19 protein-coding genes and 1 riboswitch are annotated in these 23,614 nt (G+C 60.8%); of the genes, 8 read left to right on the top strand and 11 right to left on the bottom strand.

Annotation, left to right across the window (positions count from 1 at the left end):
- Window positions 1-33: 33 nt before the first annotated feature.
- A complete protein-coding gene (locus FHT82_RS19415; RefSeq protein ID WP_183734646.1) occupies window positions 34-6,141 on the top strand; it encodes a translocation/assembly module TamB domain-containing protein in 6,108 nt (2,035 codons plus the stop codon).
- A 22-nt stretch (window positions 6,142-6,163) separates the two neighbouring features.
- Here FHT82_RS19415 and FHT82_RS19420 read toward each other — a convergent pair whose 3' ends face one another.
- Window positions 6,164-6,592, bottom strand: coding sequence for an Lrp/AsnC family transcriptional regulator (locus FHT82_RS19420; protein WP_183734327.1), 429 nt, complete (start codon window positions 6,590-6,592; stop codon window positions 6,164-6,166).
- Window positions 6,593-6,723: 131 nt separating this feature from the next.
- Between FHT82_RS19420 and rocF the strand changes: the two genes are divergently transcribed.
- From rocF to FHT82_RS19435, 3 genes are all read left to right on the top strand, one after another.
- The gene (gene rocF, locus FHT82_RS19425; RefSeq protein WP_183734328.1) at window positions 6,724-7,659 is read left to right on the top strand and encodes an arginase; all 936 of its coding nucleotides are present in this window, start codon (window positions 6,724-6,726) and stop codon (window positions 7,657-7,659) included.
- A 13-nt stretch (window positions 7,660-7,672) separates the two neighbouring features.
- Complete coding sequence (rocD, locus tag FHT82_RS19430) at window positions 7,673-8,872, top strand: ornithine--oxo-acid transaminase (RefSeq protein WP_183734329.1); 1,200 nt, start codon at window positions 7,673-7,675, stop codon at window positions 8,870-8,872.
- Between the two features lie 339 nt (window positions 8,873-9,211).
- Window positions 9,212-9,688 (top strand): chemotaxis protein CheW, encoded by a 477-nt coding sequence (locus tag FHT82_RS19435; protein WP_183734330.1) that lies wholly within the window; start codon window positions 9,212-9,214, stop codon window positions 9,686-9,688.
- Between the two features lie 206 nt (window positions 9,689-9,894).
- On the opposite strand, the gene FHT82_RS19440 is transcribed toward FHT82_RS19435, so the two are convergent.
- From FHT82_RS19440 to soxR, 10 genes are all read right to left on the bottom strand, one after another.
- Window positions 9,895-11,553: an OFA family MFS transporter gene (locus tag FHT82_RS19440; protein WP_183734331.1), complete on the bottom strand. Its 1,659-nt coding sequence runs from the start codon at window positions 11,551-11,553 to the stop codon at window positions 9,895-9,897.
- Between the two features lie 93 nt (window positions 11,554-11,646).
- On the bottom strand, window positions 11,647-11,892 hold the full coding sequence (locus FHT82_RS19445) for a formate dehydrogenase subunit delta (protein WP_183734332.1): 246 nt from the start codon (window positions 11,890-11,892) through the stop codon (window positions 11,647-11,649).
- The gene (fdhD, locus tag FHT82_RS19450; protein ID WP_183734333.1) at window positions 11,882-12,709 is read right to left on the bottom strand and encodes a formate dehydrogenase accessory sulfurtransferase FdhD; all 828 of its coding nucleotides are present in this window, start codon (window positions 12,707-12,709) and stop codon (window positions 11,882-11,884) included. The genes FHT82_RS19445 and fdhD overlap by 11 nt, the downstream gene beginning before the upstream one ends.
- Window positions 12,709-15,588, bottom strand: a complete 2,880-nt coding sequence (gene fdhF, locus FHT82_RS19455; RefSeq protein WP_183734334.1) for a formate dehydrogenase subunit alpha — start codon at window positions 15,586-15,588, stop codon at window positions 12,709-12,711. Before fdhF ends, fdhD begins: the two co-directional genes overlap by 1 nt.
- A 3-nt stretch (window positions 15,589-15,591) precedes the next feature.
- Window positions 15,592-17,148 carry an NADH-quinone oxidoreductase subunit NuoF gene (locus FHT82_RS19460; protein WP_183734335.1) on the bottom strand — a complete coding sequence of 519 codons (1,557 nt, stop codon included), beginning with the start codon at window positions 17,146-17,148 and terminating at the stop codon, window positions 15,592-15,594.
- Window positions 17,145-17,624: a formate dehydrogenase subunit gamma gene (locus tag FHT82_RS19465; RefSeq protein WP_183734336.1), complete on the bottom strand. Its 480-nt coding sequence runs from the start codon at window positions 17,622-17,624 to the stop codon at window positions 17,145-17,147. Before FHT82_RS19465 ends, FHT82_RS19460 begins: the two co-directional genes overlap by 4 nt.
- A gap of 135 nt (window positions 17,625-17,759) precedes the next feature.
- Window positions 17,760-18,653: a LysR family transcriptional regulator gene (locus FHT82_RS19470; RefSeq protein ID WP_183734337.1), complete on the bottom strand. Its 894-nt coding sequence runs from the start codon at window positions 18,651-18,653 to the stop codon at window positions 17,760-17,762.
- Window positions 18,654-18,726: 73 nt separating this feature from the next.
- The gene (locus FHT82_RS19475; protein WP_183734338.1) at window positions 18,727-19,068 is read right to left on the bottom strand and encodes a metalloregulator ArsR/SmtB family transcription factor; all 342 of its coding nucleotides are present in this window, start codon (window positions 19,066-19,068) and stop codon (window positions 18,727-18,729) included.
- Window positions 19,069-19,169: 101 nt separating this feature from the next.
- A complete protein-coding gene (locus FHT82_RS19480; RefSeq protein ID WP_183734339.1) occupies window positions 19,170-19,940 on the bottom strand; it encodes an SDR family oxidoreductase in 771 nt (256 codons plus the stop codon).
- Window positions 19,941-20,031: 91 nt separating this feature from the next.
- Entirely contained in the window at window positions 20,032-20,496 is a 465-nt protein-coding gene (gene soxR / locus FHT82_RS19485) for a redox-sensitive transcriptional activator SoxR (protein ID WP_183734340.1), read from the bottom strand.
- Window positions 20,497-20,577: 81 nt separating this feature from the next.
- Between soxR and FHT82_RS19490 the strand changes: the two genes are divergently transcribed.
- The 4 genes from FHT82_RS19490 (at window position 20,578) to FHT82_RS19505 (ending at window position 23,613) form a co-directional block, all read left to right on the top strand.
- A complete protein-coding gene (locus tag FHT82_RS19490; protein WP_183734341.1) occupies window positions 20,578-21,153 on the top strand; it encodes an NAD(P)H-dependent oxidoreductase in 576 nt (191 codons plus the stop codon).
- 189 nt (window positions 21,154-21,342) lie between these two features.
- Window positions 21,343-21,457: riboswitch (TPP riboswitch) on the top strand.
- Window positions 21,447-22,055, top strand: a complete 609-nt coding sequence (locus FHT82_RS19495) for a YkoF family thiamine/hydroxymethylpyrimidine-binding protein (protein WP_183734342.1) — start codon at window positions 21,447-21,449, stop codon at window positions 22,053-22,055. (Overlaps the previous riboswitch by 11 nt.)
- A 14-nt stretch (window positions 22,056-22,069) precedes the next feature.
- The gene (locus tag FHT82_RS19500) at window positions 22,070-22,861 is read left to right on the top strand and encodes an ABC transporter permease (RefSeq protein WP_183734343.1); all 792 of its coding nucleotides are present in this window, start codon (window positions 22,070-22,072) and stop codon (window positions 22,859-22,861) included.
- Window positions 22,858-23,613 (top strand): ABC transporter ATP-binding protein, encoded by a 756-nt coding sequence (locus tag FHT82_RS19505; protein ID WP_183734344.1) that lies wholly within the window; start codon window positions 22,858-22,860, stop codon window positions 23,611-23,613. The genes FHT82_RS19500 and FHT82_RS19505 overlap by 4 nt, the downstream gene beginning before the upstream one ends.
- Window position 23,614 lies beyond the last annotated feature (1 nt).

The raw sequence follows: 23,614 nt of genomic DNA on the forward strand, positions 1-23,614 counted from the left end.
AGCTGTCATGAAAACGGGATAGTGTCCGCGCTTATGCAAATGTTGGCGAAAATCATGAACTGGATGATACGGCTGCTTGGCTACGGCCTCGGTGCGGCGATTATCCTCGCGGTCATTGCGCTGGCAATCTTCGGCTTCACCTCCTTTGGCGCCCGGATCATCACCGAACATGTCGCCTCCACGCTTTCCAATCGCGACATGACGATCACAGTGCGCGAACCGGAAGCGCTGCTGACCGGCGGCTTACGCGCAGCCGAGATCACCCTGTCAGACACGCGCGGTACCTTCGCGGAAGTTCGCGGCATTGCCATCGACTGGAATCCACTCGCGCTGCTGACCGGCACCTTCCACGCCAAACAGGTCTCGGTCGCCTCCATCGACGTGCGCCGCCCGCCGGTGCGAACCCTGCCGTCCAAACCGGTGGCCCCGGGCGAAGAAAACAGCGGCGGTTTCCGCCTGCCGCTGAAGATCGATATCGAACATATCGCCTTGCCCAATATCTCTCTCGCCGCGTCGCTGACCGGACGCGCTTTCTCGCTTGCCGCGACGGGCAACCTCAAGGCCGATGGTGATGGCGGCGAAGCGCTTGTCAACGTCAACCGCCATCAGGTTCCCGATGCAAAACTGTCCGCCGATGTCGCCTTTACCCCGGCAAACGGTCACCTGCGGCTGAACGCCCAGCTTGCCGAACCGCAGGGTGGCCTGCTTGCCGGTTTCCTCGGTCTGCCCGGCAGCCCGGCTGTCAATATCGCGCTGAACGGCGAAGGCCCAATTTCCGATTGGAACGGTAAGCTGCAGGCTGCCCTCGATGGCCAACAACGAGCTTCGCTGGAGGGCAAGCACGCGATCACCCCCGACGGCTTGCATCATCTCGACCTCAAGGGCGGCGGCGATGTCAGCTCGCTGCTTCCCATGACATTCCGGCCGCTTTTTGCTGGCCAGACGAATATCGATGTCTCCGCTACCTTCGACAACAGCGGCAAGATCGATATCCAGACCGGCAATCTCGCGACCGGCAGCGTCGTCATCGCCGCATCCGGCACGCTCGATCCTGCCGGCAACAACAGCCTGAACGCCAATGTACTCGGCACCTCCGGTCCGGTCGATTTCCGCTGGCCGCTCGCCGATGGCGAAGCGCGTTTTATGATTTCAGGCCTCAATCTGGCGATGACCGGACAGGCCCAGGCGGTGCGCATCAACGCCAGCGGAACGCTGGATTCCGCCACGATGCCCCAGGCCGATATCAGCAACGTCAAACTGACGGCCAAGAGCGATGCCTTCAATCTCGCCAATGGCGCCGGAGATATCGAGCTGCGCCTCGTTGCCGGAGACGCAACCTTCACCGAGCCCAATCTCAACCGCGCGATTCGAGGACCTGTCACGCTCGTCGCTCCGCTTCAGATTTCGCGTAACGGTATCGGTTTCAACGGCACGAGCATCGAAAGCGCCAATATCGGCGCCGATCTCAACGGCTCCTATCGCCTGGCTGACAGCATGCTGACCGGCAATGCGAAATTCACCGTGCAGCCCGCCGCCCTGCCGCCGGCTGTAGCAGGAAAGTTCGATGCGCCGATCGATCTCGAAACCCAGGTTGCCGGAACGATCCCTTCCAAGGTGACGCTTTCGAACATCGTTTTGAAATCGCCATCCATCGAGGCGGCCGGCAATATCGCGCTCGACGACGACATACTGACGGCCGATCTCACCGGCAAACTTCCCGATATCGGCAAGCTGCTGTCAGGCACGAGCGGCGCGGCCGATTACAGCATCAAGGCGAGTGGTACCCTTCCCGCTCTTGCTCTGACCGCAAACGTGAAAGCCGCAAGCCTGCAGATGGCCGATCGTAAGCTCGGCGATCTGAATATCGACCTGACCGGCACTGCCGATCCTGCCGCCCCACAGGGGAAGATTGCTGCAACCGGCAAGATCGACGGCCAGCCGATCGGCATCAACGGCGACGTCAGGTCCGAAAACGGAACGATCTCCATCCCCGCGCTGACGGCCGATGTCGGCGGCAATCGCCTGTCGGGCAACCTCACGCTTTCACCAAGCATGACGCCGGCGGGCGCACTGACCTTCGACTTTCCGGATATCAGTCTGCTTGCCGCCCTCGGCGGCCAGAAGGCGGAAGGCGACCTCAAGGGGTCCATCGACATTACCGGCGATGATGGCAAGATCGCACTCAAGGTCGCCGCCAATGGCAGCGGCATCCGCCGCGACACGCTGACGATCCTCAAGCCGACAGTGGATGTTACCGTCAGCGACCTCATGGCCTTTGCGGCTAATGGCACTGTGCGTGCAGACGAGTTCGGCTTCGGGACCAACAAACTCACGGGCATCGCCCTCGACTTCGCACAGGAGCAGACCCGCACAGATTTCAATCTGGACGCGGGCTACGACGGCAATCCGCTGCAGGCGGCCGGCAACGTGCAGTCGGCAGGCGGCATGATCGACCTCAGCCTCGATCGCTTCATTGCAAAGCCGCGCAACATCCCGGTCGAACTTGCCTCACCCGCAAAGGTCAACATCACAAACGGTGTTGCCAGCCTGAGCGGCCTGACCGTCAAGACCGGCAATGGCTCGGTCGCGGTCACGGGCTCGGCCGGCGAGACACTGAAGCTCGATGCCGTCATCACCGACTTGCCCGCAAGCCTCGCCAACAGCTTCGTCCCCAATCTTGCCGCCGACGGCACGATTTCCGGAACGGTCAATGTGACCGGGACGCCGACCGCCCCCACCGTCAATTTCAAGCTTGACTGGAAGAATGCGGCCACCAGCCATACAAAGGGCGCCAGCATCGCGCCTCTCGGCATCACGACGTCAGGCACCTTCGCCGACAAAAAGCTGAATTTCGATGGCGGCATCAGCGGCGCTGACGGCCTTTCCCTGAAGGCGGCGGGCGACGTTGGCCTTGCCGATCCGAGCGGCCCGACACTCAATATCGACGCCGATATCGTCAGTCTGCCCGCAAAGATCGCCAATGGCTTCGTCCCCGATCTCGCCGCCGAAGGCACCGTTTCGGGAACCGTCAAGGCAACGGGCACGCCCGCGGCACCGGCTGCCGATTTCAAGCTGAACTGGAAAGGCGCCGCGACAGGCCAGACAAAGAGCGCCGGACTTGCCGGCCTTTCGCTCAATGCATCCGGCCGGTTTGCGGATAACAAGCTCGATTTCGATACCGCATTCGCCGGCAAGGGCGGGCTGTCGCTGAAAGCGCGCGGCAATGTCGCCGTTACCGGAACCACAATCGGCAACGTCAAGGTTGACGCCGAACTTGCGAATCTCCCTGCCAATATCGCCAATGGTTTCGTGAAAGATCTCGACGCCGGTGGGATGATCTCTGGCACTGCGTCGGCATCCGGGACGCTGACCGCACCGGCTGCGGATTTCAAACTCACCTGGCAGGACGCCACGACGCGGCACACCAAAACCACCGGTCTGACCGGTTTGGACCTTGCGGCAACCGGCCATTTCGCCGACCAGAAACTCGATTTCGATGCCAGCCTCAGCGGACCGAAAGCCCTGTCGCTAAAGGCGACAGGCAATGTCGAACTTGCGGGAACGACGGTTCGCAATCTCAAGGTCGATGCCGATCTCGCCAATCTTCCGGCCGGCCTTGCCAATGGCTTCGTTCCCGATCTCGGCGCTGAAGGCACGATTTCCGGCAAGGCGTCCGCCTCCGGCTCGCTGCCGGCGCCTGCTGTCACCTTCGATCTTGCCTGGGCGAATGCGGCGACACGCCAAACAAAAAGCAACGGCCTTACAGATCTGTCCGCCAGGGCCACCGGCAAATATGAAAACAACAGGGTCGATTTCGATGCCAATCTCGGCAGCGGTAATGGCGCACTTTTGAAGGCGACCGGTGGCGTCACGATCGACGGCACTGCCATTCGCGATCTCGCCGTCAACGCTGATATTGCCGGCCTGCCCGCAAACCTCGCCAACGGCTTTGTGCCCGGCCTCGGGGCCGAAGGCACGATCTCCGGTACCGCTGTCACCTCGGGCACGCCGACAGAACCGGTGGTCGATTTCAAGGTCGACTGGACGAATGCGGCAACGCGCCACACTAAGACCGCCGGTCTTTCCGGGCTGGCGATTGCCGCTTCGGGCAAATATGTCAGCAACCGCCTGGATTTCGACGCCAATCTGAATGGCAAAGGCGGCGTCTCACTGAAGGCCGCCGGCAATCTCGCCCTCGCCGGCACGACGATCCAAGGCATTGATGCGAAGGCCAATATCACCAATCTGCCGGCTGCCGTCGCCAATGGGTTCGTTCCGGATATTGGAGCCGGAGGCATCATTACTGCGACGGCCACGGCTTCCGGTTCGCTCGCCGCGCCGTCGGCCGAGTTCAAGATCGACTGGAAAAACGCCGAAACGAAACAGACCAGGACTGCTGGTCTGTCTGGCCTGATGCTCACCGCTTCCGGCAAGCTCAGCAAGGACCGGCTGGATTTCGACGCCAATCTCAATGGCAACGGCGGGGTTTCGCTGAAGGCCGTGGGCAATCTCGATATTTCAGGCGCGACCATAAAGGGCGTCAACGCCAAGGCCGATGTCACCAATCTGCCGGCTGCCGTCGCCAATGGGTTCGTTCCGAACCTTGGTGCCGAAGGTGCCATCACGGCGACAGCCACGGCCTCGGGATCGCTTCCCCTTCCCTCGGTCGATTTCAAGGTCGACTGGAAGAATGCCGAAACGAGCCAGACGAAGAGCGCGGGCCTTGCCCCGCTCACCATCGGCGCAAGCGGCAAGCTTGCCGACAACAGGCTGACGGTCGACACCAGTCTTGCCGGCGACGGCGGATTGTCACTGAAAGGCGGCGGCACTCTCGCAATGACGGGCGACCGCGCCATGTCGTTGCGCTTCAACGGCAGTCTCCCCTTTGCCGTCCTCGGCGCACAGCTCGCTCAGCAAGGTCTCGTTGCCGAAGGCGTCGCCAATGTGAATCTCGAAGTCGGCGGCACGACGGCGGCACCCGTCATCAACGGAACGGTCACGACGGATGGCGCAAAGCTGATCGACGTGCGCCGTAACCTCGCCCTCGAAGGCCTTGGCGCGACCATTACCTTCAACGGCCAGCAGGCCGTCATTTCTCGGCTGAACGGCAGGCTTGCAAGCGGCGGCTCGATCTCGGCGAGCGGCTCGGTCGGCATCAGCGGCAGTTTCCCCGCCGATCTTTCCATCCGCCTGGACCGTGCGGTCTATGTCGACGGCACGCTGGTTGTAGCAACGGTCGACGGCACGCTTGGCCTGAGAGGACCGCTGCTTTCCAATCCTACGCTTGATGGTAAGCTTCACATCGACAAGGCTTCGATCACCGTGCCGGAGAGGCTGCCGACATCGCTGCGTGAAATCGATATCCGCCATATCCACGCGCCGCCCGCCGTGCTTGCCCAACTCAGAGACAATGCTCAGCAGCAGCCCCGGAAAAAATCTTCGACCATCATGCTCGATATCCAGCTCGATGCGCCCTCGCAGATCTTCGTGCGCGGCCGCGGCATCGATGCAGAGGTCGGCGGCAACATTACGATCCGGGGTTCGGCCGCTGTGCCTGAGGTGGTCGGCGCCTTCACCATGCGCCGCGGCCGTCTGACGATCCTCAACCGTCGTCTCGATTTCTCCGATCGAAGCCGCATCACCTTTGCCGGCGACCTGACGCCGGCCCTCGATATGGAGGCGACGTCGACCTCCGGCAGCACGACGCTCACGGTAAATGTCGCGGGTCTCGCGACCGATCCTGCCATTACCTTCTCCTCCTCGCCTGCCCTGCCGCAGGATGAGGTGCTGGCGCAGCTGATCTTCGGCCAGTCGATGTCTCGGCTGTCACCGTTGCAGATTGCTCAGCTTGCCGATGCCGTCAGCCAGCTCGCCGGCAATCGCTCCACCTCGCTCTTCGAAGGGTTGCGCAACCAACTCGGGGTCGATGACCTCGACATCAGCACCAATGCGAAGGGCCAGACGAGTGTCAGCGTCGGCCGCTACCTCAACGAACGAACCTACTTCGAACTGCAGCAGAGCGAAGGATCCGGTGCCAAGGCCATCATCAATCTGGATGTCGGCCGCGGCGTGAAGCTGCGGGGTGCCGCCGGCGGCAATGGCGCGGGTGAAGCCGGTATCGTCTACGAGCATGAATATTGAGGCCAGCCTGGAAAATTGAAGCCTAAAAGCTTGCCTTGCTGGTCTTCAGCAAAATGTTGGTTTCGGTAGTATTGATGCCGTCGAAGAGGCGTATCCGACGCAGCGTCTCGTCGAAGGAGACGAGGTCGCGGTCCTCGAGCTCGGCGACGAAATCCCATTTGCCGTTGGTGCTGTGCAGCGCGCGCACCTGCGGCAAGCCGCGCAATTGGGTAGCGACCTTGTCGGCAAGCTTGCCATGCACTTCGATCATGACGATGGCCCGGACGCCAGCGGAACGCGTCTCGTGACCGGTGCGAATGGTGAAGCCGGCAATCGTGCCGTTTTCGACCATCCGGTCGATCCGCGAGGCAACCGTCGCCCGTGATGCGCCTGTCATCGCCGCAAGCGAGGAGACGGAGATTCGTGCATTGTGCCGAAGTGCGCTCAAAAGCTCATTGTCGAGATCATCCATGGTTTCACTTTGTCAAATTAGCTTTATCAATCTGCGCAATCATAATCCATTTCGGACACTTTTCCATCTATTTGCCGCCGCCACTTTATCCCACTATCGGCCGAAACAGGCCTCACAACGGAGCCCTCGGAATGGAAGCACAATCACGATCTGTCACCCTCATCGGCGTTCCGCTTGAGGAAGGTTCCGGTCGCAGGGGCGCGGGCATGGGACCGACAGCATTGCGCATTGCGGGCGTCGACAAGGCGCTGATCGATCTTGGACATGACGTCGTTGACGTGGGCGACCTCAATGTCGTACCGGCAAGGGATCTTCCCAATCATGCTAAGGCGCATAATCTTCGCACCGTTGGCGCCTATACCCGCGCGCTCGAAGCGGCAACCTACGACGCTGCGAAATCCGGCCGTTTCCCGCTGATCCTTGGCGGCGACCATAGCCTGTCCATGGGCAGCGTCTCCGGCATGGCACGTTATGCGGCCGAACAGGACCGGCCGCTGTTTGTTCTTTGGCTCGATGCCCACTCGGACTTCAATTCGCCCGAAACATCACCGTCGGGCAACATTCACGGCATGCCGGTCGCCTTCTTCTGCGGTCTGGCGGAGCTTGCGGAAATCCTGCCAAAGGACCGTCCGCTGGTCGATCCGAAGAAGGTCTTCCAGGTTGGCATTCGCTCAGTCGATGCCTCGGAACGCCAGGAAATTCGCAAGCACGGCGTCAATGTCTTCGACATGCGCTCACTCGATGAACAAGGCGTGGCTGTGATCCTCCGCCAGATCCTGGAAACGATCGAGAAGGCAAATGGCCTGCTGCATGTCAGCTTCGATGTCGATTTCCTCGATCCCGATTTTGCGCCCGGCGTCGGCACCACCGTTCCCGGCGGCGCCACGTTCCGCGAGGCACATCTCATCATGGAGATGCTGTCAGACAGCGGTCTCGTCTCCTCGCTCGATCTCGTCGAGCTCAACCCTTTCCTTGATGACCGCGGCAAGAGCGCCCGCATCATGGTGGAGATGACGGCAAGCCTGTTCGGCCGCCGCATCTTCGATCGTCCCACACGCGCCGCATAAGGGAGCACCGGCCATGAACACCTCGTCGAACCTCATCGCCACGGAACAGCGCCTTGGAGCCAATAACTATAAACCGCTGGATGTGGTGCTGACGCGGGGGCAAGGTGTTCATGTCTGGGATACGGATGGCAAGCGCTATCTCGATTGCCTCTCGGCCTATTCCGCCGTCAATCAGGGCCACTGCCATCCAAAGATCCTTGCCGCCATGGTCGAGCAGGCAAGCCGCCTGACGCTCACCTCTCGTGCCTTCCGCAACGACCAGCTCGCCTATTTCTATGAGGAGCTAGCGGCGCTCACCGGCTCCCACAAGATCCTGCCGATGAATTCGGGCGCGGAAGCCGTCGAGACAGCCATCAAGGCGGTTCGCAAATGGGGTTACGAGGTGAAAGGCGTGCCGGAAGGCAAGGCGGAGATCATCGTCTGCGCCAACAATTTTCACGGTCGCACGCTGAGCATCATCAGCTTCTCGACCGACCCCGACGCCCGCACCGGCTTCGGGCCTTATACGCCGGGCTTCCGCATCGTTCCCTTCGGCGATGCCGAAGCCTTTGCGGCCGCCATCAATGCCAACACCGTCGCAGCTTTGATCGAGCCGATCCAGGGTGAAGCCGGTGTCATCATTCCGCCGGCCGGTTATTTCACCCGCGTGCGCGAACTCTGCACGGCAAACAATGTCACGCTCATCCTCGACGAAATCCAGACGGGCCTCGGGCGCACCGGCAAGCTGCTCGCCGAAGAACATGAAGGCATCGAAGCCGACGTCACGCTGATCGGCAAGGCGCTTTCCGGCGGCTTCTACCCGGTCTCAGCCGTGCTTTCGAATTCGGAAGTCCTGGGCGTGCTCAAGCCCGGCCAGCATGGTTCAACCTTCGGCGGCAATCCACTCGCCTGCGCGGTCGCCCGCGCGGCGCTGAAGGTGCTGACCGAAGAAGGAATGATCGAGAATGCCGAGACGATGGGCGACTATTTCCTCGAAGGTCTGCGCTCCATCCGCTCCAATATCGTCAAGGATGTGCGCGGCCGCGGCCTTATGCTGGCGGTCGAACTGGAGCCGGAGGCCGGCGGCGCCCGGCAATATTGCTACGCGCTGAAGGATCGCGGTCTTCTCGCCAAGGATACGCACGACCACACGATTCGCTTCGCGCCGCCGCTGGTCATCACCAGGGAACAGGTTGATTGGGCGGTCTCGCAAATTGAAAAGACGATAACCTAAAGTAAACGCGCCGATTACCTTTACAATCGGCGATAATTACTTTCGGGTAAAACCGACGTTCATCTGTTAAATTTTGGAAGATCAGGGCACGCATCAGAACGCCGCCATGGTGGAGGAGACGACGGCAGCAAGCGCCCGACTTTCGTCCGAGACTGAAAACCTTCCCAATCTCGTCTCACAGTTTAGATTTGGGCAACACTCTTCCGCTAATGTCGTCGATAACCGTAACGATGCTTCGCCAAGTGCAAAGCCATCGCGTGGTGTGAAGGCAAAGCTCGTCCGCGCCAATGGTGGCGCATCCGCTTCTGCCCTGGCTTATGACAGTTGGGAAGAATTCTAATGGCCACGATCAACTCTACTAGCTTCAGCGGCGACACGCTCGAAATCATTGCCTTCCGCCTGCACGATCAGGAATTCTGCGTGAAGACCACGACTATCCGCGAAATCCGCGGCTGGGCGCCGTCGACGCCGATCCCGCACTCTCCGGCAGACGTCATCGGTGTCATGAACCTGCGCGGTTCGGTCATCCCGATCATCGACCTCGCCTACAAGCTCGGCATGAAGGGCACTGTCGCCAACGAGCGCAGCGCCATTGTCGTCGCCGAAGTGCACAATATGGTCATCGGCATGCTGGTCGACCGCGTTTCCGACATCCTGACGATTTCTTCCAGCCAGGTGCAGCCTGTTCCGGAAGTGACGGCGTCCTTCGACCGAGCCTTCTGCGAAGGGATCATCGCTTCCGAAAACGGCATGATCTGCTTCCTGAACCTCGCAAAGATGTTCAAGGAGAACGAGACGGATGAGCTGGCGGCCTGATCGCCTCACGACACGACATGAACGAGGAACCGCCCCACAAGGGCGGTTTTTTTGTTCAAGCTCTCAGGCGGCTCCTGAGCCGGCGTGAACTCAGCCCCGTCGAGCTTTTGCAGGCTGCAACGAATTGATCCTCCAAAACCGGGCGGCAAGCACGCTTTCCGCCCGATCTCCAGTCTCTCCACAACTCCCGCAAGGGAGCTTCCTTTTTAACCGAACAATGCCAGGGTCGCCCTCAGCGTCACCCAGACACCCCAGAGCAGCGGAATGCCAACCACCGCCCAGGCAAGCGCCGCCTTGGCATCGAGACCGCCTGTACCGATGCCAAACGAACCGGTCGGCCCGGCATTGGCAGCGGCAGTCTTTGCCTGAAGGGCGGCGACCTCATTGTCTGACATGAACCACTTGTCGGCGAGCGGCCGCACAAGAGCATTGGCGATCAGGCCGAGCGCCAGCATGCAGGCGAGGATGTACATCGTGCCCGTATAGAGCGCCGGTCCAGGCGCGACGCCGGCGGCGATCTGCGCTTCACGGATATAGTTGACGACCACGGGACCGACGATGCCGGCAGTCGCCCATGCCGTCAGCAAACGACCGTGAATAGCCCCGACGAACTGCGTGCCGAAGATGTCCGCCAGATAAGCGGGGATAGTCGCGAAGCCACCGCCATACATCGACAGGATGATGCCGAAGGCAAGCACGAAGAGCGCCTTGTTGCCCATATCCGCCAGTGTCGGAGCGGCGGCGTAGAGCACGATTCCCAGGATGAAGAAGGTGTAGTAGGTGTTCTTGCGGCCGATCTTGTCTGACAGAGAAGCCCAGAAGAACCGCCCGCCGATGTTGAAGAGCGACAGCAGACCGGCAAAGCCGGCAGCAATCGTCGCGATCGACGCCTTCTGACCGGCATCAAGCTGCGCGAACCCGACATCCGGCAGGCCGATCAGCGAACCGGCGAAGATTTCCTGCAGCATCGGCGAAGCCATGCCGAGAACGCCGATACCCGCCGACACGTTGAGGCAGAGCACCGCCCAGATCAGCCAGAACTGCTTCGTCTTGTGGGCATCGCGCAGATGCACGTGTTTGGTAGTGATCATCGTGCTTTTGGCGGCAGGCGGGGTCCAGCCTTCCGGCCGCCAGCCGGCCGGCGGAATACGGTAGCCGAACGCGCCGCCGATCATGAAGACGAAATAGATGGCCGCCATGACGATGAAGGTCTGCCAGACGCCGACGGACGTATTCGTCTTGAAGGTGTTCATCAGGAGGTTGGCCAGCGGAGCACCGATCATCGCACCACCGCCGAAGCCCATGATCGCCATGCCGGTCGCCATGCCGCGCCGGTCCGGAAACCATTTGATGAGCGTCGAAACCGGCGAAATGTAGCCGAGACCGAGGCCGATGCCGCCGATCACGCCCGCACCGATCCACATCATCCAGAGCTGATGCGTGATGATGCCGAAAGCGGCGATGATGATGCCGCCGCACCAGCAGCAGGCCGAGACGACACCCGCCTTGCGCGGGCCGACACGCTCCAGCCAGCCGCCCCAGATGGCGGCGGACGAACCGAGCAGCACGAAGAACAGCGTATAGATCCAGCCAAGGTCGGCAACGCGCCAATCGCAGCTGGTAGTAAAGAGTGCCGACGCCAGCGTCAGCTCCGGGCAGACGGTCGATGCCGTAACGCCGAGGGATTTCGACAGCGGTAGCCAGAAGACGCTGAAACCATAGGCCATGCCGATGCAAAGATGGATGGCGAGCGCCGCCGGCGGCACGAGCCACCGATTGAAGCCCGGCCTTGCGATGATCCTTTCGCGATCCAGCAGGCCCACACCTGCCAGAACATCGCCTGCACTTGTATCCGCTGCAGTCATGAACAACTTCTCCTTGATCCAGACCTTGCTGTCACAGGTGCATGTGCAGGCGGGTTGATTCCCGTCTCCCCTCTTTCACGCACCGATGTTCGTTTAACGAAGCGGCTGTTCTGCCGGCTCCGGTTTGTGGATCAAGGGAACGGCCTGCAGCACGAGCGCATCGAGGCCGTTGTCCTCCTTCTCCAGAATTTCGAAGAGTTGCCGCCGCATGCGCGGTTCCCAGAATTTGTTGATATGGGTCGCGACCCCCTGCGCAGCTTCACTTTCGGGCTGGGTCTTGAAGAAGGTTGCGATCTGGTTTGCCATGTAGACAAGTTTGGTCTTGGTATCATGCGACATCGGCAATGCTTCCGGGCGACAGGCGGTGCGGGTGGGTGAAAATCTCGAAATCCTCGCCGCGCACGAGGGCGACAAGCGTCATCCCGGCTTCCTCGGCGGTGCGGATGGCAAGTGCCGTCGGCGCGGAAATGGCGATCAATACGGGCGCTCCGAGGATCGCCGTCTTCTGGACCATTTCGACGGAGAGGCGGCTGGTGACGGCCACAGCGCCTGACGCGCCCATAGCGCCGGCTCTGATGACGGCTCCGCAGAGCTTGTCGAGCGCATTGTGCCGGCCGACATCCTCACGAACGGCGATCAATCCCCTGCCGGGAACATAGAAACCTGCCCCATGAACTGCCCGCGTCTCGCGATGCAGCGGCTGGGAATCGTTAAGCAGTGCGATCGCCTTGATGATATCGGCATGCGACAGCGACAGCCCGACCTTGGAAACGGCAGGCACCTTGCGAACTGCCTGCTCGATCGATTCGATACCGCAGAGGCCGCAGCCGACAGGTCCCGCCATGCTGCGTCGACGCTTTCTCAGCGCATCCTCGACATCATCGAGAAGCGTCACCTGGACATCGATGCCCTTCTCATCCTCAATGAACTCGATCCCGGCGACCTGGCTGCGGTCGGTGATGATGCCTTCTGTCAGGCTGAAACCCACAGCAAAATCCTCGAGATCGGCAGGCGTGCCCATCATGACCGCATGCGAGCTGCCGCCATAGGAAAAGGCGATCGGCACCTCCTCAGGCACGATACGCTCGCCCCGCGTCATGATGCCACCCTTCCAGGCGACCTCCGTCACGGCCGTGCGGGTCGACCTTTCCGTCATTATTCGGCGGCCTCCATCTTGCCGGCGATACGGCGAGACTGGCGAGCCTGTTCATCATACTCGATCTGCCAATCGGACGGCCCGTTGGAGGGCGAAACCTGCACCGCCGTCACCTTGTATTCCGGGCAGTTCGTCGCCCAGTCGGAGAAGTCGGTTGTGATGACGTTTGCCTGCGTATCCGGATGATGGAAGGTTGTATAGACGACGCCAGGCGCCACGCGATCGGTAATCAACGCGCGAAGCGTGGTGTCGCCCGAGCGGCTGCCGAGCTTCACCCAGTCGCCATCGCGGATGCCGCGCTGCTCGGCATCATGCGGATGAATTTCCAGCCGGTCTTCGGAATGCCAGACGACATTATCGGTGCGGCGCGTCTGCGCCCCGACATTGTACTGGCTGAGAATGCGCCCGGTCGTGAGAAGCAGCGGGAAGCGCGGACCAGTGCGCTCGTCGGTCGCCACATATTCCGTACGGATGAACTTGCCCTTGCCGCGTACGAACCCGTCCACATGCATGATCGGCGAGCCGAGCGGATGCGCCTCGTTGCAGGGCCACTGAACCGAGCCCATCTTTTCGAGATAGTCGTAAGAAACCGAAGCGAAGCTCGGCGTCGTCGCGGCAATCTCGTCCATGATTTCGGACGGATGCGCATAGTGCCAGTCGAGGCCCATGGCCCGGGCGAGCGTCTGTGTCACTTCCCAATCGGCATAGCCATTGCGCGGCGTCATGACCTTGCGCACGCGGTTAATGCGGCGCTCGGCATTCGTGAAGGTGCCGTCCTTTTCCAGGAAGGTCGAACCCGGCAGGAAGACATGGGCATAATTCGCCGTCTCGTTCAGGAAGAGATCCTGCACGACGACACATTCCATGGCGGCAAGGCCGGCGGCCACATGCTTGGTATCCGGATCGGACTGTAGAATGTCCTCACCCTGAATGTAGATCCCCTTGAAAGAACCGTCGACGGCGGCATCCAGCATGTTCGGGATGCGCAGACCCGGCTCGTTGTTGATCTTCACGCCCCAGAGCTTTTCGAAGATATCGCGCGTCGCATCGTCGGAGATATGACGATAGCCCGGGAGTTCGTGTGGGAAGGAGCCCATGTCGCACGAACCCTGCACATTGTTCTGGCCGCGCAGCGGGTTCACGCCGACACCCGGACGGCCGATATTGCCGGTGGCCATGGCGAGGTTGGCGATCGCCATTACCGTCGTCGAACCCTGGCTGTGTTCGGTCACGCCGAGGCCGTAATAGATGGCGCCGTTGCCGCCGGTCGCATAAAGCCGGGCAGCACCACGCACGTCTTCCGGCTTGACACCGGTGAATTTCTCGACGGCTTCAGGGCTATGCTGCGGCTCGGCCACGAAAGCTGCCCAATCTTCGAATTCCGACCAGTCGCAACGCTCGCGGATGAATTTCTCATCGTACAGCCCTTCGGTCACGATCACATGCGCCAGTGCCGTCATAACAGCGACATTGGTGCCAGGCTTCAGCGGCAGGTGGAAGGATGCTTCGACATGCGGCGACCGGACGATATCGATGCGGCGCGGATCGATGACAACAAGTTTGGCGCCCTGCCGCAGACGCTTCTTCAGGCGCGAAGCGAAGACCGGATGCCCATCGGTCGGATTGGCGCCGATGATGACGACGACATCGGACTGCTCGACGCTGTCGAAATTCTGCGTGCCGGCAGAGGTGCCGAAAGCCTGACCGAGACCATAACCGGTCGGTGAATGGCAGACGCGGGCGCAGGTATCGACATTATTGTTGCCGAAGCCGGCGCGAACCAGCTTCTGGACAAGATAAGTCTCTTCATTGGTGCAGCGGGACGATGTGATACCGCCGATCGCTTCGCGGCCATACTGATACTGGATGCGGCGGAACTCGGAAGCGACATGCGCATAGGCCTCGTCCCACGTCACCTCACGCCAGGGATCCGTCACTTTTTCACGGATCATCGGATTGAGGATGCGGTCTTTATGGGTTGAATAGCCATAGGCGAAGCGGCCTTTGACGCAGGAATGACCGCGATTGGCCTGCCCGTCCTTCCACGGTACCATGCGCACCAGTTCCTCGCCGCGCATTTCCGCCTTGAAGGAACAGCCGACGCCGCAATAGGCGCAGGTGGTAACAACCGAATGTTCCGGCTGGCCGATGCGGATGACCGATTTTTCCGTCAGCGTCGCCGTCGGGCAGGCCTGCACGCAGGCACCGCACGATACGCATTCGGAATCGACGAAATGCTCATGCATGCCCGGCGAAACGCTCGAACTGAAACCGCGGCCTTCGATCGTCAGCGCAAAGGTGCCCTGCACCTCTTCGCAGGCGCGCACGCAGCGGGAGCAAACGATGCACTTTGACGGATCAAAGGTGAAGTACGGATTGGACTCGTCCTTCGGCATCCATTTCAGATTGATCTCACCATTGTTGCGGGCCTTGACGTGGTTGTCGCCCTCATAGCCGTAACGCACGTCGCGAAGACCAACGGCGCCCGCCATGTCCTGCAGCTCGCAGTCACCGTTGGCAGCGCAGGTCAGACAGTCGAGCGGATGGTCGGAGATATAGAGCTCCATGACGCCGCGGCGGATATTCTTCAGGCGCTCGGTCTGCGTATGGACGACGATGCCGGAGGCCACCGGCGTGGTGCAGGAGGCGGGCGTTCCGTTGCGACCGTCGATTTCGATGAGACAGAGTCGGCAGGAACCGAAGGCATCGACCATATCGGTCGCGCAGAGCTTCGGCACCTCGATGCCGGCCTCCATGGAGGCGCGCATGATCGAGGTTCCCTCGGGAACCGTCACCTGACGGCCGTCGATGGTCAGCGTCACCATCGTTTCGGATTTCGGGGCCGGCGTTCCGTAGTCGATTTCGTGAACAAGAGACATGGTCTATTCCGCCGCTTCTGTGAGAGGAGTCGGAGCAAAATCTTCGGGAAAGTGCGTCATGGCGCTCATGACAGGATAGGGCGTGAAGCCGCCGAGCGCGCAGAGCGAGCCGAATTTCATCGTATTGCAGAGGTCGGCGAGCAGCTCACGGTTCTTTTCCGGCTCGATCCCCTTTGCGATCTTGTCGGCCGTTTCGACGCCGCGTGTCGAGCCGATGCGGCAGGGCGTGCACTTGCCGCAGCTTTCCACCGCGCAGAACTCCATCGCGAAACGCGCCTGTTTCAGCATATCGGCCGTGTCGTCGAAAATGACGAGACCGGCATGGCCGATCAGTCCGTCCCTGGCGGCAAAGGCTTCATAGTCGAAAAGTGTATCGAAGAGCGCTCGCGGGAAATAGGCGCCAAGCGGCCCACCCACCTGCACCGCCTTTACCGGCCGGCCGGATGCGGTACCGCCGCCGATGTCATCGACGATATCGCCGAGCGACAGGCCGAAGGCGGTTTCATAGAGACCGCGATATTTCACATTGCCGGCGATCTGCAGCGGAATGGTGCCGCGTGACCGGCCCATGCCGAAATCGCGATAGAAGGCGGCCCCCTTGTCCATGATCACAGGCACAGAAGCGAGCGAGATGACGTTATTGATGACCGTCGGACAGTCAAACAGGCCCTTATGCGCCGGCAGCGGCGGCTTGGCGCGGATGACACCCCGCTTGCCTTCAAGGCTGTTCAGCAGCGCCGTCTCCTCGCCGCAGACATAGGCGCCTGCACCGGTGCGGATCTCCATGTCGAATGCCTTGCCGGAACCGAGCACCGAGGCGCCGAGAATGCCGGCCCTACGGGCGATCTCCACCGCCTCTGTCATCGTTGCGATGGCATGCGGGTATTCCGAGCGCGTATAGACGAAGCCCTTCATGGCGCCGGTCGCAAGCCCTGATATCACCATGCCTTCGATGAGCACGAAGGGATCGCCTTCCATGATCATCCGGTCGGCGAAGGTTCCGCTGTCGCCCTCATCTGCATTGCAGACGATATATTTGCGCGAACCCGCCGCATCGAGCACCGTCTTCCATTTGATGCCCGTCGGAAAGCCGGCGCCACCACGGCCGCGAAGGCCGGAATCGGTAACTTCCTTGACGACATCGGCAGGCTGCATCGACACCGCGCGGCGAAGACCCGCAAGCCCGCCATGGGCTTCGTAATCCTCAAGCGAAAGCGGATCGGTAATGCCGCAGCGGGCAAAGGTGAGACGGGTCTGGCCTTTCAGGAATGGGAGGTCCTCGACCTCCCCGAGACAGAGCGCATGCGTGCCGCCGCCTATCAATCCCGCATCGAACAGACTGGCAACATCCTTCTCCTTGACCGGCCCATAGCCGATCCGCTTACCGGAAAGCTCGACCTCGACCAGCGGTTCCAGCCAGAACATTCCGCGCGAGCCGTTGCGCACGATTGTGGCATCGAGGCCGCGGGCGGCGATCTCCTGGGTAATCGCCTTTGCCACCTTCTCGGCCCCGAGCGAGAGCGCTGCGGCATCGCGCGGAACATAAATCTTCACAGTCATCGGCGCGCCTCCTCGATGAGTTCGGTCACCAGTTCGTCATCGACCCGGCCATGCACCTCACCATCCAACATGGCGGCCGGCGCGCAGGCACAGAGACCGAGACAGTAGACCGGCTCCAGGGTCACGCTGCCATCGAGAGTCGTCTGGTGGAAATCGATGCCGAGCAGGGTCTTGATACGTTCGGCCAATGCATCGCCTCCCATCGACTGGCAGGCTTCGGCGCGACAGAGTTTCAGCACGTGCCGACCGGCAGGATGATTTCGATAATCATGGTAGAAGGTTACGACCCCGTGAACCTCGGCGCGGGAAAGATTGAGCTCGTCGGCGATGACCGGTAGGGCCTCCTGCGGCACGAAACCGAACTGGTCCTGGACCTCGTGCAGAATGGGGAGCAGTGGGCCTTCGAGGGATCGAAGATCAGCAACGATCGAACGGATACGCCCGACGATATCGCCCTGGGCGATACGTATATTCATCAGCAGCCTCCCTTCGGCTTACGCATTCCTTGAAAACCGCAAAACTCCCCATGTCATTGCGATTTCTACGGAACTGTCTCAGGGAAGCAGGCTGCAATCAATAAAGCAGTCTCGTTGCTCGATAGGTTTTTCCTATCAAAGTTCTGCGTCTTCAACGAGTGTTCTTGCTTCATGCAACAAAGCGGAAACAAGCGGCGTGAAGGGTTCACGATAGGGAGCAACCAGGCCGACGAGATGGTGCGCCTCCGGCTCGACAATCGGGATCATGCGGATCTCTACAGGAAAGCCAAATGATTTCGCGACGTTACGAGGCATGATGCTCGCCCAGCGACCGGTCCGTACATGCGAAAAAAGCACGATCATCGAGTTGGATTCAAGCGTCGGATGCACTGTTGCACCGGCTTCGGTCAAATGTCGGTTGATGATACGCCGGTTCTGCATGTCGGCCGTCAATAGGCAAAGCCGAAGATCGCCCACTTCACGCCACGTCACACTCTCGCGATCCGAGAGCGGACTGCCGGCGGCGGTGATCAGGTTGTAGCGCTCCGCATAAAGCGGCACCGAGGTGACGCGCCCAAGCGGCTCGTTTTCCAGATAGGTGATGCCGGCATCGATCTCGAGATTTTCGAGCATGCTCAGCACCTGCAGCGAATTGCGCGAGACGATGGAGAAGGTGACATCGGGATGCCGCTCCTGGAAGGGCGTTGTGATTCGCGACAACATGGCGAGCGCGGTCGGAATGGAAGCAAGACGCAGATGGCCAGAGAGGCCTTTGCGGGCGGCGCGCATTTCCTCGCGCATGGTGCGCGTGTCGCCGACAATGCGACGCGCCCATTCGAGCACGCGCTGCCCTTCCGGCGTCAATCCTTGAAAGCGAGAGCCGCGCTGCACCAGCATGACGCCGAGTTGATCCTCAAGCTGGCGAATGGCGGCCGAAAGCGTCGGTTGGGAAACGCCGCATTCCTCTGCCGCACGGCCGAAATGTTTTTCGTTGGCGAGCGCAATGAAGAATTCCAGCTTGTCGATCATCCGGCCTCCCCGCCGAGTTCGGGATGAGGCCTATTTTTGCGGCTTGTCCGCCGCTTCGCAAGAGCCGTGGGCTCTAACTTTTCTCGGCAACCGGAAAGAGACTGAAAAGTGATTCGAGGAAAGCCAGAACGCTTTCATTGCCCGTGCTGTAATAGACGAGCCGTCCTTCGCGCCGCGTATTGACGAGGCCTTCGAGCCTCAGCCGGGCAAGCTGCTGGGACACCATAGCCTGCTGTATACCCAGGATATCCTCGATTTCGCCGACCGTCTTTTCCCCTTCCGACAGGATACAAAGGATGAGCAACCGGGTCTGATGGGCTAGCGCCTTCAGGAGATCACTCGCCTCGTGGGCTTTGTCAGCAAGCTTCTGCAAGTCCTGGCCAGTCATGCCCGGCTTCGGTTTAGGCAATGGCATTTGCTTCTCGGAAGGAGGTAATAATGTAGATCAGTACACTATCATATTCGCAGAAGCGAATTGGTCAAATGTCATGAAATACCAAAAAAAGTCCAACCAAATCAGCAAATAAGCTGACCACCGTTGATCTCCAGCACTTGACCTGTGATGTAGCCAGAGAGTGAAGGAGCCGCCAGGAAGAGATAGGCAGGCGCGCAATCCTCCGCTGTTCCAAGCCGCTGCAGCGGGATAGACCTGCGAGTTTGCTCCAGTTTTTCGCGAGATGAATAGCGTGCATGGAAATCGGTATCGATCGTTCCGGGCGAGACGCAATTGACCCTTATACCGTCAGGTGCGAGCTCCCGGGCAAGCGCCTTCGAATAGGTCGCAACGAAAGCCTTCGATGCGGAATAGATCGCCGAACCGGGGCTTCCGCCCGTCAGCGCCGAAATCGAAACCGTGTTGACGATGGCAGCACCTTGCGCCGCCCGCAGCGCCGGAAGCAGAGCGCGCGTCAACTCCACCACCGACGTCTGGTTGAGACGCACGATGGTCTCGTACTCGGCATCAGTGAGCTCTCCGGCCAGAAAGCGACCGTGCATGGTACCGGCATTGTTGACCAGCACATGCACCGCATCGAAGAATTCAAGCGCCTCCTCCGCAAACTTTGCGGCCCCGCCCGGATGCAGGAAATCGGCCGGCAGCAGCAGCGCCCGCCGCTCCGATTCGGCTGTCAGCAGAAAATCCGGCAGTTCGCGCTCCCCATCACGCCCGGTATGAACGAGTACGCGCGCCCCGCAATCCAGAAACTGTCGGGCGATTTCCAGGCCGATACCGCGGCCGCCCCCCGTGACGACGACATTGCGGTTCTCGAACAGTTTGGGATGAAACACGAAGCTCTCCTCCTTGCGGGCGGCCGGTCCCGCTGCTTGCACTATCAGGGCCTAACATATGCGGCCATCAGCCAAAAGAAAGCCCGAAGGTCTAAGCACCCGGATCCAGAAGCCGCGCACCAGCGCCTTGCCTGCCGAGAACGTCGAAGGGATTGCGCAACGGACAGGCGTCGATGGAGAGGCAACCGCAGCCAATACAGCTCGTCAGATGGTCGCGCAGCAGGCTCAGTCGCTTGATGCGGGCATCGAGGTCATCTTTCCAGAGCGCCGACAGCCTCTGCCAATCCTCGACTGTCGGCGTCCGGCTCTGCGGCAGGGTTTCGAAGGCAGTCTGGATTTCGGCAAGTGGGATGCCGACGCGTTGCGCCACTTTGATGATACCGAGGCGCCGTAGCACATCGCGGCCGTAGCGGCGCTGGTTGCCGCGGGTGCGGATGCTGGAGATCAGCCCCTTCGTCTCGTAGAAATGCAGGGCAGAAACCGCAAGCCCGCTTCGCTCTGCCACCTCACCCACCGTCAGGAGCTTGCTCAACGAGAATGTCGAATTCTGCTGCATGGCCTATTGACCTCAATGTTAGTTGAGGTTCTATAGACTGCGCTCCCGAGGCCGTAAAGCCGATACGAGAAGGAGCAATGCATGCAGAAACCCATGAGGCTTGCCGTCATCTACGGCAGCACGCGCGAGGGACGCATCTGCGACAGGGTGGTGAAATGGCTCGAAAGAGAGCTGGCCCGCTTTCCGCAATTCAAAATCGACATCATCGATCCGCTGGCATTTTCGTTGCCGCGAGAGCATGCGCCGCATCATCCGGAGGCAAGACGGCTTGCGGACAGGCTCCATCAGGCCGATGGCTTCATCCTCGTCACGCCGGAATATAACCACAGTTTCACCGCCTCACTGAAATTCCTCATCGATCTCTTCATCGAGCCCTGGCACGGCAAGCCGATTGCCTTTGTCTGCTATGGCGGCGTCTCCGCCGGATTACGGGCAGTTGAACAGCTCCGCCTCGTCTTCGCCGAACTCCATGCCGTCACGATCTGCGACGCGGTGAGCTTCAACTCCCCCTGGCGTCGTTTCGATAATGAAGGCCGGCTGCAGGATCCGCAGGATGCGTTGCGCCGGCTATCGAGAATGATGGCCCAGTTGCAATGGTGGACCGAGGCGCTGATCACCGCCCGCAGCGACACTCCCTATGCCGGCGTAGCCGCCTGAGACAACGACATCCGGTTCCGTTTCTGGCAGGTACGGAACCGGCTGGACACCCGGACAGGGCCTCCGTCCGGGTGCTTCCCTCCTCTGACACCTAACAGTTGCTTCCAAACAGCCATCACCTTTATACCGACCGTATAGCCGGTAGGAATTTTGCGGTTGCAGTATCGCAAACCCGGTGATAGTTTCCGCCACAATTCACGGGGGAGCTCCGAATTGCCGGGGCTGAGATGTGAGGCGCATGCCTCCGGACCCTTCAAAGCTGATCTGGGTAATGCCAGCGGAGCGAGGTCCAAGTGTTTTCCGGCGCGCAAGTGTCCCTGTATCCGATGTCCGGCAATTTCGTCGGCATCATCCTTGACGCGATCAAGGCTCTTGAGCCCTATCGCGATCGGCTTCGCATCGAAACCGACGATATCTCCACGCTGATGGTCGGTCCGCCCGACGTGCTGTTTGCCGCCATGCGCGACCTGTTCGTTTCGGCTGCCGCAAGCGGCGAGCACTGCGTATTGTCCGCCGCCATCTCGCGTGGCTGCCCCGGCGAACCGGATGATGCGATCTGCGGCGCCAGCCTGCCCTCTAGCCGGTCCGAACCGCTTGCCGAGCGCGTCGAGGCGGCGATCACGGCAGCCAGGGATACGAAACGGACCGGCCAGGCGACGGCAGCCCAGGTTTCTCTCTATGTTATGGGAACGGGCACGCATATGGACGAGATCTATGGCTGCATCGATTTCCTGAAGCGTTCGGGCACATTCGACCGCTCCAAGAATTTCTGCACCAAGCTGCGCGGCGATGCCGGCGCGATCTTCGCGACCATTCACCAAGCCTTCTATCGCTTCGGCGATCCCGAAGGCCACGTGACGCTGGATATCACGGTCTCCGCGAACAGCCCGAGCAAAGCCTGAGACGCTTGACGGCGATGACCTTATCGAAATCGGATTCGACATTCACGGCATTGAGGCGGGCCTTGCCTGCCATTCTTGCCGTGTTTGCCTTCCTGGCTGCCTGGGAACTCTATGTCGATCTCTCCGGCATCAAACCCTCCATCCTGCCCTCGCCTTCACGCGTCCTGACGCAGGGCTGGCTGAACAGGCAGGCGCTGCTCGACAATACCTGGCCGACGCTCAGCGCAACGCTCGGCGGTTTTGCCCTGTCGCTGGTCTTTGCCTTCGTCTCGTCGGTGCTGATGGATTTCGTACCCTTCATGCGCCGCGCGCTGCTGCCGCTCTTCATCGTCAGCCAGACGCTGCCACTGGTCGCGATTGCGCCCCTGGTCGTGCTTTGGTTCGGTTTCGGGCTGCTGCCGAAACTTCTGCTCGTCGCGCTCGTCACCTTCTTTCCGTTGCTGGTCGCCCTGCTGCAGGGCTATGAATCGACGGACGGGGATATTGCCGAGCTTTTGAGTTCCATGAAGGCGAGCCGCTGGCGCATCTTCTGCCTGGCAAGGCTCCCTTCCGCCATGCCCTTCTTCTTTGCGGGTCTGCGCATATCGATCACCTATGCCGTGGTCGGCGCGATCTTTGCCGAATATGCAGGCGCCTCCCGTGGCCTGGGGATTTACATCCTCAACGCCAAGAACAATTTCCGGCCGGATCTCGTGCTCGCCGCCGTCGTTCTCAGCGCCCTTCTGACGCTATGCCTCTTCGGCCTTACACTGGCGATCCAGCGTCTCGCCATGCCCTGGCAATCCGCCGCGGAGAAACGCCGATGAGCGGGATGCTGGAGCTTGAGAACATCTCGAAGTCCTTCGGTGGCATGGAGGTGCTGCAGGATATCTCTCTCCATATTGCCAGAGGTGAATTCGTTTCGATCGTCGGCCCCTCCGGTTCCGGCAAATCGACGATCCTCAGGCTGCTGACACAGGCACTGCTGGCCGATAAAGGCGACATTCTCTTCAACGGCACTCCGCTCTCACAGGCCGCGCATGCCTTCGCTTTCATGCCCCAGCGCGATGCGTTGATGCCGTGGCGAAGCGTGATCGACAATGCGATCCTCGGCCTCGAAGTGTATGGCATGCGTCGCAGGCAAGCGCGCGCCGTCGCTGCCCCTCTCTTCGAACGCTTCGGCCTTGCCGGCTTCGAAAACCACTATCCCGCTGCCCTTTCGGGCGGCATGCGCCAGCGTGCGGCCCTGCTGCGCACTGTGATCCAGCGGCAGGATATGCTGCTGCTCGACGAGCCCTTCGGAGCGCTCGACGCGCTGACCCGCACACAGATGCAGGAATGGCTGCAAGGCATGTGGACAGATCATCGCTGGACGGCGCTGCTGATTACACATGATGTGCGCGAAGCGGTCTTTTTGTCCGACCGCATCTATGTGCTTTCCGCTCGCCCGGCGGCCGTGGTCAGGGAATTCGAGGTGCCGCTGGCAAGACCGCGCACGCTTGCCGATCTCGGCTCCCCGGCCGCACAGGCGATCGAAACAGAAATCCTTCAAACACTGCTGCATCCGCAAAGAACCTGAG

This window comes from Rhizobium sp. BK275 (assembly GCF_014193555.1).
Taxonomy (GTDB): domain Bacteria; phylum Pseudomonadota; class Alphaproteobacteria; order Rhizobiales; family Rhizobiaceae; genus Rhizobium.

Bases quoted from the DNA above. Each gene is read 5' to 3' on its own strand.
- FHT82_RS19415 (WP_183734646.1), top strand. From the start codon at position 34: ATGCAAATGTTGGCGAAAATCATGAACTGGATGATACGGCTGCTTGGC.
- FHT82_RS19420 (WP_183734327.1), bottom strand. From the start codon at position 6,592: ATGGATGATCTCGACAATGAGCTTTTGAGCGCACTTCGGCACAATGCA.
- rocF (WP_183734328.1), top strand. From the start codon at position 6,724: ATGGAAGCACAATCACGATCTGTCACCCTCATCGGCGTTCCGCTTGAG.
- rocD (WP_183734329.1), top strand. From the start codon at position 7,673: ATGAACACCTCGTCGAACCTCATCGCCACGGAACAGCGCCTTGGAGCC.
- FHT82_RS19435 (WP_183734330.1), top strand. From the start codon at position 9,212: ATGGCCACGATCAACTCTACTAGCTTCAGCGGCGACACGCTCGAAATC.
- FHT82_RS19440 (WP_183734331.1), bottom strand. From the start codon at position 11,553: ATGACTGCAGCGGATACAAGTGCAGGCGATGTTCTGGCAGGTGTGGGC.
- FHT82_RS19445 (WP_183734332.1), bottom strand. From the start codon at position 11,892: ATGTCGCATGATACCAAGACCAAACTTGTCTACATGGCAAACCAGATC.
- fdhD (WP_183734333.1), bottom strand. From the start codon at position 12,709: ATGACGGAAAGGTCGACCCGCACGGCCGTGACGGAGGTCGCCTGGAAG.
- fdhF (WP_183734334.1), bottom strand. From the start codon at position 15,588: ATGTCTCTTGTTCACGAAATCGACTACGGAACGCCGGCCCCGAAATCC.
- FHT82_RS19460 (WP_183734335.1), bottom strand. From the start codon at position 17,148: ATGACTGTGAAGATTTATGTTCCGCGCGATGCCGCAGCGCTCTCGCTC.
- FHT82_RS19465 (WP_183734336.1), bottom strand. From the start codon at position 17,624: ATGAATATACGTATCGCCCAGGGCGATATCGTCGGGCGTATCCGTTCG.
- FHT82_RS19470 (WP_183734337.1), bottom strand. From the start codon at position 18,653: ATGATCGACAAGCTGGAATTCTTCATTGCGCTCGCCAACGAAAAACAT.
- FHT82_RS19475 (WP_183734338.1), bottom strand. From the start codon at position 19,068: ATGCCATTGCCTAAACCGAAGCCGGGCATGACTGGCCAGGACTTGCAG.
- soxR (WP_183734340.1), bottom strand. From the start codon at position 20,496: ATGCAGCAGAATTCGACATTCTCGTTGAGCAAGCTCCTGACGGTGGGT.
- FHT82_RS19490 (WP_183734341.1), top strand. From the start codon at position 20,578: ATGCAGAAACCCATGAGGCTTGCCGTCATCTACGGCAGCACGCGCGAG.
- FHT82_RS19500 (WP_183734343.1), top strand. From the start codon at position 22,070: ATGACCTTATCGAAATCGGATTCGACATTCACGGCATTGAGGCGGGCC.
- FHT82_RS19505 (WP_183734344.1), top strand. From the start codon at position 22,858: ATGAGCGGGATGCTGGAGCTTGAGAACATCTCGAAGTCCTTCGGTGGC.